Annotated in this window: 16 protein-coding genes; 7 read left to right on the plus strand and 9 right to left on the minus strand. The window is 52.7% G+C overall.

Annotation, left to right across the window (positions count from 1 at the left end; genetic code table 11):
- Positions 1-5 precede the first annotated feature (5 nt).
- Positions 6-1,919 carry a hypothetical protein gene (locus tag DZC79_RS16465; RefSeq protein WP_118952702.1) on the plus strand — a complete coding sequence of 638 codons (1,914 nt, stop codon included), beginning with the start codon at positions 6-8 and terminating at the stop codon, positions 1,917-1,919.
- A 170-nt stretch (positions 1,920-2,089) separates the two neighbouring features.
- On the opposite strand, the gene DZC79_RS16470 is transcribed toward DZC79_RS16465, so the two are convergent.
- The 3 genes from DZC79_RS16470 to DZC79_RS16480 all read right to left on the minus strand — a co-directional run bounded on the left by DZC79_RS16470 (position 2,090) and on the right by DZC79_RS16480 (position 4,206).
- Positions 2,090-2,743: a ClpP family protease gene (locus DZC79_RS16470; RefSeq protein WP_118952703.1), complete on the minus strand. Its 654-nt coding sequence runs from the start codon at positions 2,741-2,743 to the stop codon at positions 2,090-2,092.
- 37 nt (positions 2,744-2,780) lie between these two features.
- Complete coding sequence (locus tag DZC79_RS16475) at positions 2,781-3,473, minus strand: ATP-dependent Clp protease proteolytic subunit (protein WP_118952704.1); 693 nt, start codon at positions 3,471-3,473, stop codon at positions 2,781-2,783.
- Positions 3,474-3,741: 268 nt separating this feature from the next.
- Positions 3,742-4,206, minus strand: coding sequence for a DinB family protein (locus tag DZC79_RS16480; protein ID WP_118952705.1), 465 nt, complete (start codon positions 4,204-4,206; stop codon positions 3,742-3,744).
- Between the two features lie 120 nt (positions 4,207-4,326).
- Here DZC79_RS16480 and tsaB point away from each other — a divergent pair, with 120 nt between their 5' ends.
- The 3 genes from tsaB to DZC79_RS16495 are packed head-to-tail and all read left to right on the plus strand — an operon-like array spanning position 4,327 to position 6,103.
- Positions 4,327-4,968 (plus strand): tRNA (adenosine(37)-N6)-threonylcarbamoyltransferase complex dimerization subunit type 1 TsaB, encoded by a 642-nt coding sequence (gene tsaB / locus DZC79_RS16485; protein ID WP_118952706.1) that lies wholly within the window; start codon positions 4,327-4,329, stop codon positions 4,966-4,968.
- Positions 4,969-5,022: 54 nt separating this feature from the next.
- Positions 5,023-5,538 carry an acyl-CoA thioesterase gene (locus DZC79_RS16490; RefSeq protein WP_118952707.1) on the plus strand — a complete coding sequence of 172 codons (516 nt, stop codon included), beginning with the start codon at positions 5,023-5,025 and terminating at the stop codon, positions 5,536-5,538.
- Between the two features lie 55 nt (positions 5,539-5,593).
- Positions 5,594-6,103: a PH domain-containing protein gene (locus DZC79_RS16495; protein ID WP_118952708.1), complete on the plus strand. Its 510-nt coding sequence runs from the start codon at positions 5,594-5,596 to the stop codon at positions 6,101-6,103.
- 44 nt (positions 6,104-6,147) lie between these two features.
- Here DZC79_RS16495 and guaA read toward each other — a convergent pair whose 3' ends face one another.
- Both guaA and DZC79_RS16505 read right to left on the minus strand, forming a co-directional pair.
- Positions 6,148-7,680 (minus strand): glutamine-hydrolyzing GMP synthase, encoded by a 1,533-nt coding sequence (gene guaA / locus DZC79_RS16500; RefSeq protein ID WP_118952709.1) that lies wholly within the window; start codon positions 7,678-7,680, stop codon positions 6,148-6,150.
- 43 nt (positions 7,681-7,723) lie between these two features.
- A complete protein-coding gene (locus tag DZC79_RS16505) occupies positions 7,724-8,038 on the minus strand; it encodes a DUF3467 domain-containing protein (RefSeq protein WP_118952710.1) in 315 nt (104 codons plus the stop codon).
- Between the two features lie 286 nt (positions 8,039-8,324).
- On the opposite strand from DZC79_RS16505, the gene DZC79_RS16510 reads away from it, so the two are divergent.
- Together DZC79_RS16510 and DZC79_RS16515 are read left to right on the plus strand one after the other, a co-directional pair.
- Positions 8,325-10,727 carry an Ig-like domain-containing protein gene (locus DZC79_RS16510; RefSeq protein ID WP_118952711.1) on the plus strand — a complete coding sequence of 801 codons (2,403 nt, stop codon included), beginning with the start codon at positions 8,325-8,327 and terminating at the stop codon, positions 10,725-10,727.
- A 139-nt stretch (positions 10,728-10,866) separates the two neighbouring features.
- The gene (locus DZC79_RS16515) at positions 10,867-11,637 is read left to right on the plus strand and encodes an AMP nucleosidase (protein WP_118952712.1); all 771 of its coding nucleotides are present in this window, start codon (positions 10,867-10,869) and stop codon (positions 11,635-11,637) included.
- Here the strand turns inward: DZC79_RS16515 and DZC79_RS16520 are convergent.
- Positions 11,634-12,503, minus strand: coding sequence for a 1,4-dihydroxy-6-naphthoate synthase (locus DZC79_RS16520; protein WP_118952713.1), 870 nt, complete (start codon positions 12,501-12,503; stop codon positions 11,634-11,636). The two genes, DZC79_RS16515 and DZC79_RS16520, sit on opposite strands and share 4 nt — an antisense overlap.
- A gap of 146 nt (positions 12,504-12,649) precedes the next feature.
- On the opposite strand from DZC79_RS16520, the gene cmk reads away from it, so the two are divergent.
- A complete protein-coding gene (gene cmk, locus DZC79_RS16525) occupies positions 12,650-13,342 on the plus strand; it encodes a (d)CMP kinase (RefSeq protein ID WP_262607323.1) in 693 nt (230 codons plus the stop codon).
- 171 nt (positions 13,343-13,513) lie between these two features.
- On the opposite strand, the gene DZC79_RS16530 is transcribed toward cmk, so the two are convergent.
- The 3 genes from DZC79_RS16530 to serA all read right to left on the minus strand — a co-directional run bounded on the left by DZC79_RS16530 (position 13,514) and on the right by serA (position 16,905).
- The gene (locus DZC79_RS16530; protein ID WP_118952714.1) at positions 13,514-14,599 is read right to left on the minus strand and encodes a TolB family protein; all 1,086 of its coding nucleotides are present in this window, start codon (positions 14,597-14,599) and stop codon (positions 13,514-13,516) included.
- 147 nt (positions 14,600-14,746) lie between these two features.
- Positions 14,747-15,526: a L,D-transpeptidase family protein gene (locus tag DZC79_RS16535; protein ID WP_118952715.1), complete on the minus strand. Its 780-nt coding sequence runs from the start codon at positions 15,524-15,526 to the stop codon at positions 14,747-14,749.
- 149 nt (positions 15,527-15,675) lie between these two features.
- Positions 15,676-16,905, minus strand: a complete 1,230-nt coding sequence (gene serA, locus DZC79_RS16540; protein ID WP_118952716.1) for a phosphoglycerate dehydrogenase — start codon at positions 16,903-16,905, stop codon at positions 15,676-15,678.
- Positions 16,906-16,941 lie beyond the last annotated feature (36 nt).

Genomic DNA, 16,941 nt, shown 5'->3' on the forward strand with positions numbered 1-16,941 from the left:
CCGGTATGGATAACCAGAAAGATTTCATCCATATTGACAATTTGTTCAAGCAGTTGCGCAACAGTGAGGAACCCGAACGTACGGGCTCATGGCTGCACATGAAAGAGCTCCTGGATAAGGAAATGCCATTGGGTACTACCTTGTCCGCAGGCCGGTCTTTCAGGCGCTTCCTTATCCCTGTGCTGGCGGTTATGCTGGCTGCAGGTGGCGGCGCTACTTATTACAAATTGAGTGAATCCGGCAGAAAACCGGCAGCTGCATCTATTGCAGCCAGCCCTGCTGCCAGCAACGAGTCTGCAGGCACCGACGCTACACGTAACCTGGTTGCATCAGGCAGCAGGAACGCGGCTGCCCCGAAGGAGGAGACACCAGCCTCTTCCGGAACCACCGATGCAGGTTCGGAGAACGAAAATAATCAGTCTGCCCGGAATAGAGCTGCCTCTGCCCATCCCCGTACTGTACGCGGCGGCAGTGCAGCAGCAGGTTCTGGCAACCGCAGGCATCCCGGAACAGGTTCCGCTACGACAGCCAACCCGGTTCAGAATACAGCTCCGATAGCCGCCACACCTGGCATTGCCGCTAACCGTAAGCAAAACGCCGCCGCAGCGCAGGAAAAGGAAAATACCCAAAAAGAGATGCGTCTTGCTGCCGGTGAAAAAACACAATTGAAAGAAGAGCAGCGGGTGATCGAGCAGATTAAGCCGGTACAGAAAAATACACCTGTAGCTGCGGCAGGTACGAACGAACGCAGCCGCGGGACAAACAATTACGCAGCAGGCAATACAGGCATCAGGCAACTGCCCCTGGCCCTCGGCAACAAAAGGATCGTGAAGGATAGCGAAGGCAATCTCTATAAAGAAGAACGGGATACTTTCAAACGCATTGACCTGGTTGAAAGACTGGTGGCATCCGGCAACCGGAGCAAAAACGGGCCGGCCTACAAAACAACAATGGATACTGTTGCTGTTACAAAGGTAGAAAAGGTACGCTACGTGGCATTGGATCATCTGGAGCTCATCAGTCTGCGGAAGCTGGGCATTGAAGCCAGCGCAAAGAAGATCGTGCCGGCAGCAGGTCTTAAAGAACGCACCTTATCCAAGAAGGAGATCGTAAGCCTTGTACCGCTGAACCAGTATAAGGTAGCCAGCCGCCGTATCGATCCGGGTAAGTTCAACCAGCTGATCCAAAACACCTCGCAGGGTATTTCCAATTATTTCGATGGCTCTCATAATTTCTATGCTGCAGTACTCGTAGGTGGAAATGCGTCTTTCGGCAACCCCGGCGCTTTCGGTATGCAGGTAGGTATAGCTGGGCTTTACTCCCTCAGCGAACGGCTTACCCTGGCAGCAGAGCTGAAATACGTGAACCACTACTTCAGCAATTACAGCATAGAAGACCGTTCGGTGACATTTGAAAATGTCAGCAGCCAGCAGGTAGGTACCGGATGGCTGTTCTCGGGCCAGCAGAATACAACCACCTCTGCTTACAAGATCAACGGTTTCGGCGCCCTGGAGATGCCGGTAACCCTGAGCTATAACCTGGGTCGCCTGTCGATCTTCGCAGGGCTGAATATGGCATATGCCTTCCCGATCAAATGGAGCAAAGAGAATACTTTCAACACCACCAGCGTGCAGGAGACACAAAGCCAGAACCAGAATCCCTTCCGTGAGGCTTTCTTCAAAGTCGATGAGCAGAAGGATTTTAATTCCCGTTTCGGCCTGGGTTACCTGTGGGGCATGAGCTACGATGTATCCCGCAAAATATCGCTGGATGCCCGTATCAGCCAGATCGTATGGGACAATGGCAGCGGAAATACCGATGCGATCAACAGGATGTTCCGCATCCCTACCATGCAGGTTTCGATCGGCTATTTCTTCGGCCGGAAAGACAAAGTGATCTACATTATGGATAAGCGATAAGCTGTCCCTGTTGATACCTGAAAACGGCTGCTCCTGTAAAAGGGCAGCCGTTTTCCTTTTGGGCCGGGATGGCTTGTGTGCTGAGGTTTGCCTGCCGGGGAGCAGGCAGAAAAAAATACCGGATCATTGACGATCCGGTACTTCTTTAATTTACAGTGGAAAAAGACCTGTTACAGCTTATCGACCAGCTTGTCCACAATACCATAGGCAATGGCTTCATTGGCATCCATCCAATAGTCGCGTTCCAGGTCGAGCAGCACTTTTTCATAAGGCTGACCGCAATTGTCGGCCAGGATCCTGGCGCTCATTTCCTTGGCTTTCTGGATCTGCCGCGCGTGGATCTCCAGGTCGGCCGATACGCCCTGGAAATAGCCGCCGAGGCTAGGCTGATGGATCATCACCTCGCCATGGGGGAAGATATAACGTTTACCCTTTTTGCCGCCGGACAACAGTATGGAGCCCATACTGGCAGCAAGGCCCATGCAAATGGTGGATACCGGCGATTTGATCATCTGCATCACATCATAGATCACGAAGCCGCTGGTCACTACGCCACCAGGGCTGTTGATATAGAACTTGATCTCCTGGCCGGGCTTATCGGCGTCCAGCAGCAGCAGCTTATTGACCACATCTTTGGCCGATTTGTCTTCTACAGGCCCCCACAGGTACACGGTACGGTTCTTGAAGAACATTTCTTCCTGCTTCTTTACCGTAAGGCTGCCCGGGATCTGTTTGTCCACTACCGGTTGTTCCGGTTCTTCGTCTTCTTCATCATCCTCGCTTTTATACCGCAGGCCCAGCTGAGCCAGATTATATTGATTCATATTTTTTGATTGGATTTTTTTTGAAATGAAGGATTGCTTATTTCTTTTTCTTGGGATTGGCAGCCAGCACTTCGTCTACGATACCATATTCTTTGGCTTCTTCGGCCAGCATCCAGAAATCACGATCGCTGTCCTTGGCTACTTTTTCAAGGGTTTGACCGGTATGCTCGCTGATGATGGAATACAGATTTTGCTTTACGCGCTGTATTTCTTTCACCGTGATGCTGATATCGGTGGCCTGGCCGCCGATAGCGCTGCTGGGCTGGTGCATCATGATACGGGCATGGCGCAGCGCAGTGCGTTTACCATTGGTCCCGGCGCACATCAGTACAGCGGCCATGCTGGCTGCAATACCGGTGCAGATGGTAGCGATGTCCGGGTTTACGATCTGCATCGTGTCATAGATACCCAGGCCGGCATAGACGCTGCCGCCGGGGCTGTTGATGTACATCTGTACATCACGGGTGCGGTCGGTGCTCTCCAGGAATAGCAGCTGCGCCGTTACAATATTGGCTACGTAATCGTTAATGGGCTCGCCCAGGAAAATAATGCGGTCCATCATGAGCCGGCTGAACACGTCCATGGAAGCAACATTCAGGGGACGCTCCTCGATGATATAGGGCGTCAGGGCCGTCGGTTGCGCGCTGATATGTGCGGCATAGCTATCAAAAGTATTGCTGCTGATGCCCCGATGTTTAACCGCATATTTGCGAAACTCGTTATGATCCATTGTTGATGAATTAAATTTTACAGTGAAAGATAAATTTAGGCCTTTTCTCTCCTAAAAAACAAAAAGCCTCTATTGGCAAGGGTAACAAATATCAATCCAATCGGGGAAAATGCCAAATCGTCATCTTTAGCAGGACATTGTGGGCCTGCCTGGCCAATTATGATCCCCTTTTGACACAGTAATGCTCCCGCAGATGACGCCAATGCAGGAAAAGGCGTTTTGTTGGAACCGGCAGCAGATCTGATCTGCCTGTGGAGCGGATTCCGGCTTAGGGTGTTACGCCAAATTGTTTCAGGTGATGCAGCGCATGCTTGTGCAGCAACTGTACCCACATGGCGTAGTCCAGCTCACCAAAGAAAGGGTTGATCAGCGTTTTACCCGGCTCCTGTTCGTAAACCTTAAAGAAATGATCGATCTCCTGCTGCAGCGCGGCAAGTGCGGCAGGCATGTCCGCATGCGCTACCGGCAGCGGCTCTGCGGGCATCAGCTTGTTCTCTGTGTTTTCCCGGAATGGTTTTTCGCTCAGGAGGAAAGCCCTGAACTGGGGCAGGTGTTCGGCTGGTGACAATACTTCCTGGTGCCGGATCCTGCCGCTCGCCCATCCAAAGCCTTCTCGGGCCAGGTGCTCCGTCATCTGCTGCAGGTCCATTTTTCCCCAGGCCGGTTTTTGATCGGCGGGTATGGCTGAAAGGTGCTTGACCAGGTCATTTTTCAGGAAAGGTGCTTTGTTCATTGGAAGGAAGGTTTTATGTCGTAGGCTGCTGTCCGTAGCCTTGTCGCTTCGTCGCCGCGATAGGGAAGAATAGTGTTTGCTACCCGCAAATGTAATACTTTTGCACTCTGAATTTCGAACATGCCCAACCTACTTTTTATCGACACTTCCGGAAAGACCGCTACAGTGGCTTTATCCCCCGGTAACCGGCCTGCGCTCGTGCGCCGCATTGCCGATGCCCGGGAACAGGCTGCTGTGCTCAACCTGGTGATCGCAGAAGTACTGGACGCTGCCCGCATGGCCCTCCACGACCTGGATGCGATCGCGGTCTGCGCCGGCCCAGGCTCTTATACCGGCCTCAGGGTAGGGATGAGCACAGCCAAGGGCCTGGCCTATGCGCTGGACAAGCCTCTGCTGCTGTTTAACCAGCTGGACCTGCTTGCCGGACAGTATAAAGAACAGGGTGCGTTGATGATCGCCCTCAAAGCAAGGGCCGGCGAATACTTCTATGCCCGCTACCGCAACGATGGCAGCATTGCAGAAGAACCTGCGCACCGCTTCGCTGCGGAGATCGGCGTACCGGAAACAGCGCTGCTGCTAACCGACGACCCCGTGCTTTTTCCCGATAGCCCCCGTCTGCAGCTGGTTATGGAGGAAGGTGCAGACATGGATTCCTGGATCGTACAGGCAAAAGACCGTTTTGCTAAAGGTAGTTTTGACGATCTGGCTTATTCCGAGCCCTTCTACCTGAAAGCCGCTTATACGACGCAAAGCAAGAAATAACGATAATACTGTGGTGCAAGCCGCTATCCCTTTACTTTAATTTTTCAACGAAACATGTTACACCCTGCCAAGCCTGCCCGCGAATCCTTCACAATGATGAGCGAGCTGGTGCTGCCCGGAGAAACCAATACCCTGGCCAATCTTATGGGCGGAAAGCTGATGTACTGGATGGACATCGCTGCCGGCATTGCCGCGCAAAAACACTGCAATACCGTAGCCGTAACCGCTTCGGTCGATAATATCTCTTTTGCCAATCCCATCAAGCTGGGCGATGTGGTCACCATAGAGTCGAAGGTGACCCGTGCGTTCAACAGCTCCATGGAAGTCTATATCAAAGTATGGGGCGAAGACCTGAAAGCCCGGCACAAGTACCTGTCCAACGAAGCCTATTTTACTTTTGTATCGCTGGGCGCCAACGGCCGACCTTATACCGTACCGGAGCTGGTACCCGAAACGGATACCGAGAAGGAAATGTACAATGGCGCCTTGCGCCGCCGCCAGCTGCGCCTGATCCTGGGAGGCAAAATGAAGCCGGAAGAGGCCGGAGAGCTGAAGGCCCTGTTCCTGTGAAAGCATTTGGGATATCCTGCGCTAAAAAAGTACATTTGAGATCAAAACAGATGACATGAGCCAGATCAGCCAAAACAGACTTGACCTGCATAATACCGGCGAACAGATCGTGTGGAAGGGAAAATCCTCGCAGCTGCTCAACACGAAATATTATGTGCTGGCCTTGCTGGTAACCGCCGTCAGCATATGGGCCGCCGTACATTTCAGTAATAATTATTTGCTGTTGGGCTGTCTTGCAGCGGTCATTTATGCCTTGTGCTATTTCCTGATCCTGAGCTCGGCCAGCTATACGCTTACCAACCAGCGGATCATCAGGAGGGCAGGGGTGCTCAATCGCAGCACCTACGAGATCGAGCTCTATCGCGTGAAAGATGTGCACCTGTTCGAACCCCTGCAGCTGCGGCTTTTCGGCCTGGGTAATATCTCGCTTATTTCTTCGCAGCGCAGCACGCAGCTGTTTGCGATCAAAGCCGTAAGCCAGGCCGCGGAGCTCAGGGAGCAGCTGCGGCACCTGGTCGAGGCGCGGAGGAATGAAAAGGGCGTAGGCGAGTACGATACCAATTAAAACAGAAAAGCCAAGTTTTAAAACTTGGCTTTTCTGTTTTAAGCTTATTCCCACTCGATGGTGGCCGGAGGCTTGCTGCTGATATCGTATACCACGCGGTTGATGCCTCTTACATGATTGATAATGTCGTTCGATGCTTTGGCCAGGAATTCGTAAGGCAGGTGAGCCCAGTCAGCCGTCATGCCGTCGACTGAAGTCACAGCGCGGAGGGCTACTGTAAATTCATAGGTACGTTCATCGCCCATCACCCCTACACTCTGTACCGGCAGCAGTATCGCGCCTGCCTGCCATACACGGTCGTATTCGCCGGTATCGCGCAGCAGCTGCGTATAGATGGCATCGGCTTCCTGCAGCAGCGTTACCTTTTCGGGAGTGATCGCACCCAGTATCCTGATGGCCAGGCCCGGTCCGGGGAAAGGATGGCGTTTGAGGAAAATATCGTCGAGCTGCAATTCCTTACCGGCGCGGCGCACCTCATCTTTGAAGAGGAAGCGCAGCGGCTCGACCAGCTCCATTTTCATCACATCGGGCAGGCCGCCTACATTGTGATGCGACTTGATCGTTACCGACGGACCATTGACGGATACGGACTCGATCACATCGGGGTAGATCGTTCCTTGTCCCAGGAACTGCACATCGCTGAGCAATGTTGCTTCTTCCTGGAAGATATCGATGAACAGCTTGCCAATGATCTTGCGTTTGCCTTCGGGATCGCTTACCCCGGCCAGCTCGCCGTAAAAGCGTTCTTTCGCATCGACGCCTTTTACATTCAGGCCGAGATGCTTGTAACCCTCCATTACCTGCTCAAATTCGTTCTTGCGCAGCAGGCCGTTGTCTACAAAAATGCAGAACAGGCGGTCGCCGATCGCCTTATGGATCAGGGTTGCCGCTACCGTGGAATCCACACCGCCGCTGAGCGCCATCACTACCTTACCGTTGCCTACTTTCGCTTTGATAGCAGCAACAGATTCTTCTACAAAGGCGGCGGGCGTAAAGCTCTGGTCGCAGCCACATACATCCACGACAAAATTCTTGATGATCTGCCGGCCCTCGGTGCTGTGCGTCACCTCCGGGTGGAATTGGATACCGTATACCGGGTTAGGGTAGCCGGAAGCTTTATAAGCGGCCACCGGTATGCTTTGGGTAGTCGCCAGCAGCTGAAAGCCTTCCGGTAATTCCATTACGGAATCGCTGTGGCTCATCCACACCTGGGTTTCTTCCGTTACAGTATCAAACAGCGTTTCCTTGGCCGTAAAGTGAAGGTGGGCGCGACCATATTCCCGGCTGTTGGATTTAGCGACCACGCCGCCGTTTTGCTGGGCAATAAGCTGCGCGCCGTAACAGACACCCAAAACCGGAACGGACTGCGCCAGTACCGAAATGTCAGGTTTGGGCGCATTGGGCTCGTTTACCGAGAAAGGGCTTCCGGAAAGGATGATCCCTTTTACGTCGGGTGTGATCGCTACGGGTTTCAGGCAGGGTACGATCTCGCAATAGATATTCAATTCCCTTACGCCGCGGGCGATCAGCTGGGTGTACTGGGAACCGAAATCGAGAATGAGGATTTTTTCAGTCATTATGCTTGGGTAATATCTTTACGGTATGATTAAGCCCGGTGGCTCAGGCTTCGGCAGCAGGTCCTCCGAAAGTGAAAGGCAGGCTGCTCTGCTCCTGGTCTTTGATCACGCCGTTCTGGCTCTCGTAGCGCTTTACATTATCGATCAGGGCGCGCATCAGCTTCTTGGCATGCTGCGGGGTCATCACCACTCTTGATTTTACTTTGGCTTTGGGCAGGCCGGGCATTACATTAACAAAATCGATTACGAATTCTGCGAAAGAGTGGGTAATGATCGCCAGGTTGGCGTAAGTACCATCTGCTACTTCTTCTGTAAGCTCGATATTGATCTGCTGTTGATCCTGATTCTGGTTGTCCATTATTTAAATCTGTATTATTTTTCTGGTTGAAGAGGTGCAAAGGTAATTGAATAATGCGGAGAAATAAAGCCCTGCTTTCCCAAAGGAAAGGAGCGCGTTTTTTTATCGCTTTACCCCTCACTTCTTTGCTTTTTCTCCGTCTTCCCATTTGGGAAATCTTGGGTAGAAAAGCATCCTGCATATTGATGTAGTTTCTTGTCTTAATGGGGTTTTTGAAACAAAATTTCTTAGTATAGCTTAAGGAAAGTACAAATTTTCACATTCTCCTGAATAAATTAAATAATAGATGAAATCAAAATTACTTTTAGCTTCCCTGCTGGCTTGGTCAAGCTATGCTGCGCAGGCAGCTTACGTACCCTTGCCAATCACTACAGGATTGACAGCTGATGTAATCGCCAATGGTGTGGGTACGGTGGTGGCTACCACATCTGCCGATGTGGACGGCGCCAATTTCAGCTTTATGGCTATTGGCTGGCAGCAAACGGCGAGCAGCACGCCGGTTTCGTTCGGCCTGCCTGCCGGCGGTGTGATCAACAGCGCTGCTACATCAGGCCTTTCTTTCAATATAGGGCCTACTGCCACACCCTATACCGGGAACAACTCGTTGCGGATCGCAACCAATGGTAGTTCCGGGACACTGGTCTTTGCCAGCAATCCTACAGCAAGCAACCTGTATATCCTGGCTACTTCCGGTAGCGGTAACAGCTATTTTACCGGCCAGATCAACTTTACCGATGCAACCAATCAGCCGATCTCTACCGCGATTGTGGTACCCGACTGGTTCAGCTCAACACTGCAGCCGGTGGCGGCCTCAGGCTTCGGCAGGGTGGGCTATCTTTCTAATCTTACGGAGAACCCTTTTGGCAATCCTCGCCTGTACCAGATTGCCATACCCATTAATACGGCCAATCAGACCAAGCAGATCGCCAGTGTTCAGATCACCAAAGCATCTGCCAGCGCCGCAGGATCTGTGCTGAACGTGTTTGCCGTGAGCGTGGAAACGGTGGTTACCTGCGCTGCGCCGACCAGCCCTACAGCAACTTCGATTACGCCCACCTCGGCAGTGCTCGACTGGGCCCAGACCGGGACACCCGGCCAGTGGCAGATCAAGTACGGTCCTACCGGCTTTCCTGTAGCTACCGGCGGCACTTCCATTTTTACCAGCACCAAGCCCTATACCTTAAATCCGCCGCTGACTCCTTCAACCGGCTACTCGTATTTTGTCAGGGCGGTATGTGGTCCCAACGACACCAGCCTCTGGTCGCCGGTAACAAATTTTACCACTACCTGTAATGCGCCCCCGATCCTCACCAAAACGGATAGCTTCAGCTGCGGCCCCGGCGCAGTAACGCTTGCAGCTACTACTACTGCAGGCAACAGCATCAAGTGGTATGCCAACCTTACCGGCGGTACCACATTGGCAACAGGCAACACCTATACTACAGCCTCCATTTCTGCTACCACAACTTATTACATCGCTGCGGCCAGCGGTACCTGTGAAACCAGTCCGCGACAGGCGGTAGTAGCGACCATACGGCCCATTCCTACCGTGAATATCGGTAACGATACAACCATATGTCCTGGTGTTACCTACACGCTGAATGCTACCACTACCGGTGCTACCTATGCCTGGAATACCGGGGCAACGACACCTACTATCAACGTAAACACCGCCGGCACTTACTCCGTAGCGGTAACCGTAAACAGCTGCAGCGGCTCTGATGCCCGCACCATTACTGCCGGTATCGTGCCTGTGAATGTGCTTCCGGCAACGACCGACCTCTGCTCGGGCAGCACTGCGACCCTCAACGCCGGCAATGCAGGCAGCACCTTCCTGTGGACGCCCGGCAGCAATACGACGCAAACGATTAATGTAACTGCCGGCGGTACTTATTCCGCGCAGATCAAAAGCGTGAACGGCTGCGTGATCAACAGTTCCACGAATGTGATCATCCGTCCCTTGCCGGTACCCGCCCTGGGCAACGACACCAGCATCTGCGAAGGCGCCCAGATTACGCTTGACGCCGGCAATGCAGGCTATACCTATCTCTGGAATACAGCTGCGGCGACCCAGATGATCAATATTACCGACTCGGGTACCTATACGGTAACCGTGACCACGCCTTATAATTGCGTGAATACCGAAGACAAGCATATTGCCTATCTGCCTTCGCCCCGCGTGGAAGGGTTCAATTTCATCCCTATGTTCTACGAGGATCTGGGTAAAGTGAAATTCACGCCCCTGCATCCAACCGATGTAGCCACCTACGAATGGAATTTTGGCGACGGCTCGCCTACAGTGACCCAAATGACACCGACACATGTCTATGCAGCCACTGGGGCTTACACTGTAACCCTGAAAGTATTTAACAACTGCAGCGATTACAGCATCAGCCAGCAGATCCATGTAGATCTGGCTACCGGCCTTGCTACCCTGGGTAAAGAGGAGGCTGAAGTGCTGCTCTATCCCAATCCTTCCCGCGATCAGCTGTCGATCAGCAATAAGAGTGCCGTGAAGATGCAGGAAGTGGCCGTGTTCAACACCCTGGGCGCCTTAGTGTACCGGCATAAAGCCGATAGCGATAAGCAGCACCGGCTGTCCGTGTCGGGAATGGCCAATGGCATATATTCGGTGCGTATCCTGACTGATAAAGGATTCGTGATCCGGAAATTTGAAGTGCTTCGCTAACAAAAAGCAATATCCCCTCAAGGCTGCAGGTGTTCCCTGCAGCCTTTTTTTTGTTGATAAAGAATTCATATACCGCTATTTGACCGGATCGATAAATTTGGAAATTGGTTTACCTTAGATTACTTTAAAAAAGACAAGTATGAAGGAAAAAGAAGAGATTGTCGAGAACTGGCTGCCGCGATATACAGGCCTGGAGCTCGATCAGTTCGGGAAGTACATCCTGCTCTGCAATTTCTATAAGTACGTAGAGCTGTTTGCGTCCATGCACGATGTACCGATTGTGGGGCTGGACAAGCCTATGCCCTGCGCCACTGCAGATGGGATCACTATCATTAATTTCGGCATGGGAAGCCCTGGTGCGGCGACCATTATGGACCTGTTGTCGGCCATTCATCCCAATGCCGTCCTGTTCCTGGGCAAATGTGGCGGTCTGAAAAAGAAGAACAAAGTAGGCGACCTTATCCTGCCGATCGCGGCAATAAGGGGGGAAGGGACCAGCAACGACTATTTTCCTGCCGAAGTGCCCGCCCTGCCTGCGTTTGCGCTACAGAAAGCGATCTCCACCACCATTCGGGACTATGCCCGCGATTACTGGACCGGGACCTGCTATACCACCAACAGAAGGGTATGGGAGCACGATGAAGAATTCAAGCTTTACCTGAAGCGGATACGCGCCATGGCTATCGATATGGAAACCGCAACGATCTTCATCACCGGCTTTGCCAATAAGATACCGACCGGCGCCTTATTGCTAGTGTCGGATCAGCCGATGATCCCGGAAGGGGTGAAGACTTCTAAGGGAGACGCCAAAGTCACCAAGCTCTTTGCCGAGCTGCACCTGAAGATCGGTATCGATTCGCTGAAGCAGCTCATCAACAATGGGCTCACGGTAAAGCACCTGCATTTTTAGCCCAGGTACACACCAGGGCCCGAAGCCTGTATCAGGCCGTTCTCACGGGCTTTGGCAAACAAGGTATCAACAGCCCGGCGCCCTTCAGCGCCAAGCGAATCGGAGTATTCGTTTACATAGAGGTTGATATGCCTGCGCATCACCTCTTCCTCCATTTCCTGCGCATGGCGGGTCACAAAGTCCGAGAGCGCAGGATAGCTTTTCCAGCTGTATTGCAGGCTTTTCCTGATCAGCTGTTCCACCTGCAGCGCCGTTTCCATAGGCACATCCCTGCGGATACAAATGCCGCCCAGCGGGATGGCCGATCCGCTGGTCTGCTCCCACCAATCGCCCATATCGATCAGCTTTTCCAGGCCGCGCTGCTGGTAGGTAAAGCGGCTCTCATGGATCACCAGGCCGCAATCAAACTCACCCTTCAGCACCTTGTCCTCGATCTCGCTGAACAAAACCTCCGTTTTATCTTTAGCGCCGGGAAAGGCCAGGGAAAACAGCAGGTTGGCAGTAGTATGCTTACCGGGAATAGCAATACGGGCTGTGGAAAGGAATGCAGCCAGGTCTGTTACCGGCGCAGCGCCTGCCTTTCGGATCACGAGCGGGCCCACACCTCTTCCCAATGCGCTGCCGCTGTCGAGCAGGGCATAGCGGTCGCTTACCTGCAGCAAGGTGTTGTAGCTGAGCTTGGTGATCGCCAGCCAGCCTTCAAAGGCCCATTGGTTCAGCGTTTCCACATCTTCGAGCACATAGTCGAATTGCAGCGCGCCGGTATCCATTTTCCGGTTCACCATCGCATCGAAAATAAAAGTATCGTTGGGGCAGGGGCTGAAGCCTAGGCTCAGCGTTTGCAGCGTAGTCGGACTTGTTGTCATAACCAGGAGAAAGAGCTGCAAAGGTAGCAATTTCCAGGGCAGCGCAGGGCTTTAATATTCCGGTAATAAAGGTTACTTTTGCAGAGGCAGAAGGATCAAGATCCCCTGACCGGCATAAGGTGCTGCCCCAAACAAACCGGAGAATTATGAAGATCATTATTGCGATAGACGGTTATTCTTCCTGTGGAAAAAGCACGCTGGCCAAAGAGCTGGCTGAGCAGATGCACTATGCCTACATCGATACCGGCGCCATGTACCGTGCCATTACCCTCTATTTCCTGCGCGAAAATGTTTCCCTGAAGCATAAGGAGGAGATCGAAGCAGCGCTGAAGAACATCAACCTGCATTTTGAGCTGAATCCCGAAACCCGCGGTTCCGAAATGTACCTTAACGATGAGAATGTCGCCCGCAATATCCGGGATATGATCGTGGCCGATAAGGTAAGCGAAGTGGCTGCTATCAAAGAAGTACGGCATTTTGCCGTAGAGCAGCAGCAAAAGATGGGCAAGCATAAAGGCCTGGTGATGGACGGCCGTGATATCGGCACCGTAGTGTTCCCCGATGCAGAGCTGAAAATATTCATGACCGCCGACCCGGAGATCCGCGTCAAACGCCGCTTTCAGGAATTGTATCCCACCAATCCCCTGATCACCCTCGATGAAGTAAGGCACAACCTTGAAATGAGGGATTATATCGACAGCAACCGCGAAGAAAGCCCCCTGCGCCGCGCCGAAGATGCCCGCCTGCTCGACAACAGCGAGATGAGCCGTGAAGAGCAGCTGAAGCTGGCCCTGCAATGGGTGGCCGAAGCCAAAGAAATGAAGCAGAGCCTTGCCTGAAGGAAAGGAAGGAATAAAAATACTTAGTATACCGGTGAACGGAACGACCTGCAAAGGCCGTTCCTTTTTTTATCGCGCCGGTCGGGACACGTAGCGGCCTGGACCGCCGGCAGCATCATCAAAAAAGAGCGTAGCCTTGAAGGCTACGCTCTTTTTTGATAAGCGATACGGTTAATCTACCCAATCGCATAGGAACAGGTTGGTATCGCGGGTGCCCCCGTTGTTGCGGTTAGAGCTGAAGATCATCTTTTTCCCATCGGGCGAGAACATGGGGAAGGCGTCGAAGCCGTTGTCCCTGGATATCTTTTCCAGGTGGTTGCCATCGATATCGATCACATAAATGTTGAAGGGGAAGCCCCGCTTGTACTCGTGGTTGGAGGAGAAGATAATATGCTTACCGTCGGGGGTAAAGTTGGGCGCCCAGTTGGCCTGTCCCAGGTGCGTGATCTGGCGGGCATCGCTGCCATCGGCATTGGCCACAAATACCTCCATATTCGTCGGCATTACCATGCCCTGCGACAGCAGATCTTTGTATTCTTTTACCTCTTCTCCGGTTTTGGGGCGGGAAGCGCGCCATACGATCTTGCTACCGTCGGGGCTGAACCAGGCGCCGCCGTCGTAGCCCAGCTCATGGGTAAGCTGCTTTACATTGCTGCCGTCAAGGTCCATCACATAGAGGTCGAGGTCGCCGTTGCGCATTGAAGTAAAGATAATCTTATCGCCCTTGGGCGATACCACCGCTTCGCCGTCATAGCCGGGCTCTTTAGTCAGCTGCTTTATAATCTTACCGTTCAGGTCGGCAACAAAGATGTCATAGCTTTCGTAGATAGGCCAGATATATTTTTTAACTACGCTGCGGTCCGGTACCGGCGGGCAATCGGGGCTGCCCAGGTGTGTGGATGCATACAGCACCTCTTTGCCATTGGGCATTATGTACGCGCAGGTGGTACGACCTTTGCCTGTGCTCACCATTTTATAGCGGAAAGGTTCTTTGGCGTTCTTCGGTACTTTGGCATAGAAGATCTGGTCGCAGGTAATGCCGTCTTTGGGAGCAGTGCGCTGGAAGGAGATCGCTTTGCCGTCGAGGCTGAAATACGCCTCGGCATTATCGCCGCCGAAGGTCAGCTGACGGATGTTCCTGAAGTGCTTTTCCCCTTCAAAGACGAGGGAATCTTTAGTTGTGGTTTTGTCCTGCGCCTGCAGCAGCGTTGTGCTGCAGCAAGCCATGCACAGGAGTGCGGCCTTATTGAATCTCATGCAAAAAAATTTTGGCAAAGGTACGTTGCCCGCACGGTTTATCCCGCCCAGGCCGGTCGGGACGTAGTAGCGGCCTGGGCAGGGCACAAAAAAAGAACGATACGCAAGGGAGTATCGCTCTTTTTGCACCGGGGTAAAGACCCCGCATCAGAAAATGTATTTACCCTCCTGGTTGTACATCACCGGGAGTATGGTATGGTGCTTCTCAAAATAATCATAGCCCGCTTTCAGGTTGATCCAGAAGCGTTGTCGCGTTGTATCATCGGCATATTCCCGGCCGAGAAAATTCAGTCCCGTCTTATTGAAACGTACAGGGAATACATGCACAGGGATATTGGTCTCTCCATTGAACCTTGCTGCCAGGCAAAGTGTGTAAATCTCCTGTATGCCCTCGTCTTTCATGGGCATGCAGCCTACGGTGACACAACCGCCATGGATGTAGATATCGCCGCCGGGCGTAGCTTTATTGCCCAGGATAAGGTCTGAATAGTTAGGATAATTCAGCATCAGCGACAGGTAAAAATCGCTTTTGGGATTGAAGTCGGAAATGAAGTAGAAACCTTCGGGCACCTGGCGGTCGCCTTCCCAGCGCTTGGGACCCAGCGAGCCCGACAGCGCGCAGATCTTGTACTGCTTGAACAACGTAAACGTATCCGCATCGGGATTGCGCACCCATACTTCCATTTCATTGTGCGCCTTAAAGGCCCTGATGTACATTTCCTTGGGAGGATATGCCAGGTTCTTTTGCTGGAAATCCCTGCGCAGCGACTCGTTATACTGCGCATAAGCTTTAGCCACGCGGGGTGAGCTCAGCTGGTAAGATTTGAAAGTATTGACATCGGTTTGCGCCCGGAGGCTGAAGGAAATACTGGCGGCAAAAAGAAAGACAACAGCACAATATCCTGCTCTTTTAATGGAGAAACGCATTATGGGAAAAAAACAGTTTTTGGTTCTTGATGAAAAGTAAAGATAAGATTAAATGAAAATGAATGTGATGATGGGTTTCCTTTTAACAGCCGTTTTAAAATTTTATTGTGTTCTGTGGCAAAAACTGTTAAGAAAAGCAATTGTTTACGTTAATAAAGCAGGCGTAATTTTATCGTCTCCTTTACCCCGCGTAACAGCGCGATGGCCTGCTGCGACAGCTGCTTGTTCACATCCAGCACTACATAGCCGATACGATCGTTGGTTTTCAGGTACTGGCCTTCGATATTCACCCCGTTAGCGGCCAGCAGCGTATTGATCTCGCTCAGCACGCCGGGGACATTGTTGTGGATATGAAGGATACGGTGTGCGCCGTCGATAGGCGGCAGGCTGATGGGCGGCACGGTATGCGAACCGTAGGACACGCCTTTTTCCAGGTACTGGAAAAGCTTATGGCCCACATCTTCGCCGATATTGACCTGGGCCTCTTCTGTAGAGCCGCCGATATGCGGGGTAAGGATCACATTGGGCAGGCCCTGCAAAGGTGTCTCGAAAGTATCGCCGTTCTTTTCAGGCTCCAGGGGAAACACGTCTGCTGCTGCGCCGCCCAATGCTCCTGTCCTGAGCGCACCGGCGAGCGCTTCAAGGTCTACCACCTCACCGCGGGAACAGTTGATCAGCATCGCCCCTTTTTTGAACAATGGCAGGTTACCCGCATGGATCAGGTTGCAGGTGTGGACCGTTCCGGGTACATGCAGGCTTACAATGTCGCTGTCCTGCAGCAGCGCTTCCATGGTAGCGCAGGCTTTGGCATTGCCCAGCGGGAGCTTGGTTTCCTGGTCGTAATATAGCACCTTCATGCCCAGCGCTTCAGCAATCACGCTTACCTGCGAGCCGATATTGCCATAGCCGATAATGCCCATGGTTTTGCCCCGCAGCTCATGGCTGCCCCTGGCATCCTTAAGCCATATGCCCTGGTGGGCCGCAGTATGCTTGTCGATCACGCGGCGCATCAGCATTACCGACAACCCGGCCACCAGCTCGGCCACGCTGCGGGTATTGCTGTAGGGGGCATTGAACACCGACACACCGTATCGCGTAGCCGCATCAAGGTCTACCTGGTTGACACCGATACAGAAGCATCCGATGGCCTGCAGCTTTGGCGCCGCCTGCAGCACCCGCTCCGAAATATGAGTTTTGGAGCGTATGCCCAGCAGGTGCACATGACCGATCGCCCGGATCAGCTCGTCCTCGCTCAAGGCGCCGGACACCTGCTCTACCTGGGTGTAGCCATTGTCGGAGAACAGCTGTACCGCCTTAGGGCTGATGTTTTCCAGGAAAAGTATCCGGATTTTATCCTTGGGATAGCTGGTTGTGTTCATGCTGTAAAGATGTGCCGCGAAATTAAAGTATACCTG

Source organism: Taibaiella helva, assembly GCF_003545695.1.
Taxonomy (GTDB): domain Bacteria; phylum Bacteroidota; class Bacteroidia; order Chitinophagales; family Chitinophagaceae; genus Taibaiella; species Taibaiella helva.

Bases quoted from the DNA above. Each gene is read 5' to 3' on its own strand.
- DZC79_RS16465 (WP_118952702.1), top strand. From the start codon at position 6: ATGGATAACCAGAAAGATTTCATCCATATTGACAATTTGTTCAAGCAG.
- DZC79_RS16470 (WP_118952703.1), bottom strand. From the start codon at position 2,743: ATGAATCAATATAATCTGGCTCAGCTGGGCCTGCGGTATAAAAGCGAG.
- DZC79_RS16475 (WP_118952704.1), bottom strand. From the start codon at position 3,473: ATGGATCATAACGAGTTTCGCAAATATGCGGTTAAACATCGGGGCATC.
- DZC79_RS16480 (WP_118952705.1), bottom strand. From the start codon at position 4,206: ATGAACAAAGCACCTTTCCTGAAAAATGACCTGGTCAAGCACCTTTCA.
- tsaB (WP_118952706.1), top strand. From the start codon at position 4,327: ATGCCCAACCTACTTTTTATCGACACTTCCGGAAAGACCGCTACAGTG.
- DZC79_RS16490 (WP_118952707.1), top strand. From the start codon at position 5,023: ATGTTACACCCTGCCAAGCCTGCCCGCGAATCCTTCACAATGATGAGC.
- DZC79_RS16495 (WP_118952708.1), top strand. From the start codon at position 5,594: ATGAGCCAGATCAGCCAAAACAGACTTGACCTGCATAATACCGGCGAA.
- guaA (WP_118952709.1), bottom strand. From the start codon at position 7,680: ATGACTGAAAAAATCCTCATTCTCGATTTCGGTTCCCAGTACACCCAG.
- DZC79_RS16505 (WP_118952710.1), bottom strand. From the start codon at position 8,038: ATGGACAACCAGAATCAGGATCAACAGCAGATCAATATCGAGCTTACA.
- DZC79_RS16510 (WP_118952711.1), top strand. From the start codon at position 8,325: ATGAAATCAAAATTACTTTTAGCTTCCCTGCTGGCTTGGTCAAGCTAT.
- DZC79_RS16515 (WP_118952712.1), top strand. From the start codon at position 10,867: ATGAAGGAAAAAGAAGAGATTGTCGAGAACTGGCTGCCGCGATATACA.
- DZC79_RS16520 (WP_118952713.1), bottom strand. From the start codon at position 12,503: ATGACAACAAGTCCGACTACGCTGCAAACGCTGAGCCTAGGCTTCAGC.
- cmk (WP_262607323.1), top strand. From the start codon at position 12,650: ATGAAGATCATTATTGCGATAGACGGTTATTCTTCCTGTGGAAAAAGC.
- DZC79_RS16530 (WP_118952714.1), bottom strand. From the start codon at position 14,599: ATGAGATTCAATAAGGCCGCACTCCTGTGCATGGCTTGCTGCAGCACA.
- DZC79_RS16535 (WP_118952715.1), bottom strand. From the start codon at position 15,526: ATGCGTTTCTCCATTAAAAGAGCAGGATATTGTGCTGTTGTCTTTCTT.
- serA (WP_118952716.1), bottom strand. From the start codon at position 16,905: ATGAACACAACCAGCTATCCCAAGGATAAAATCCGGATACTTTTCCTG.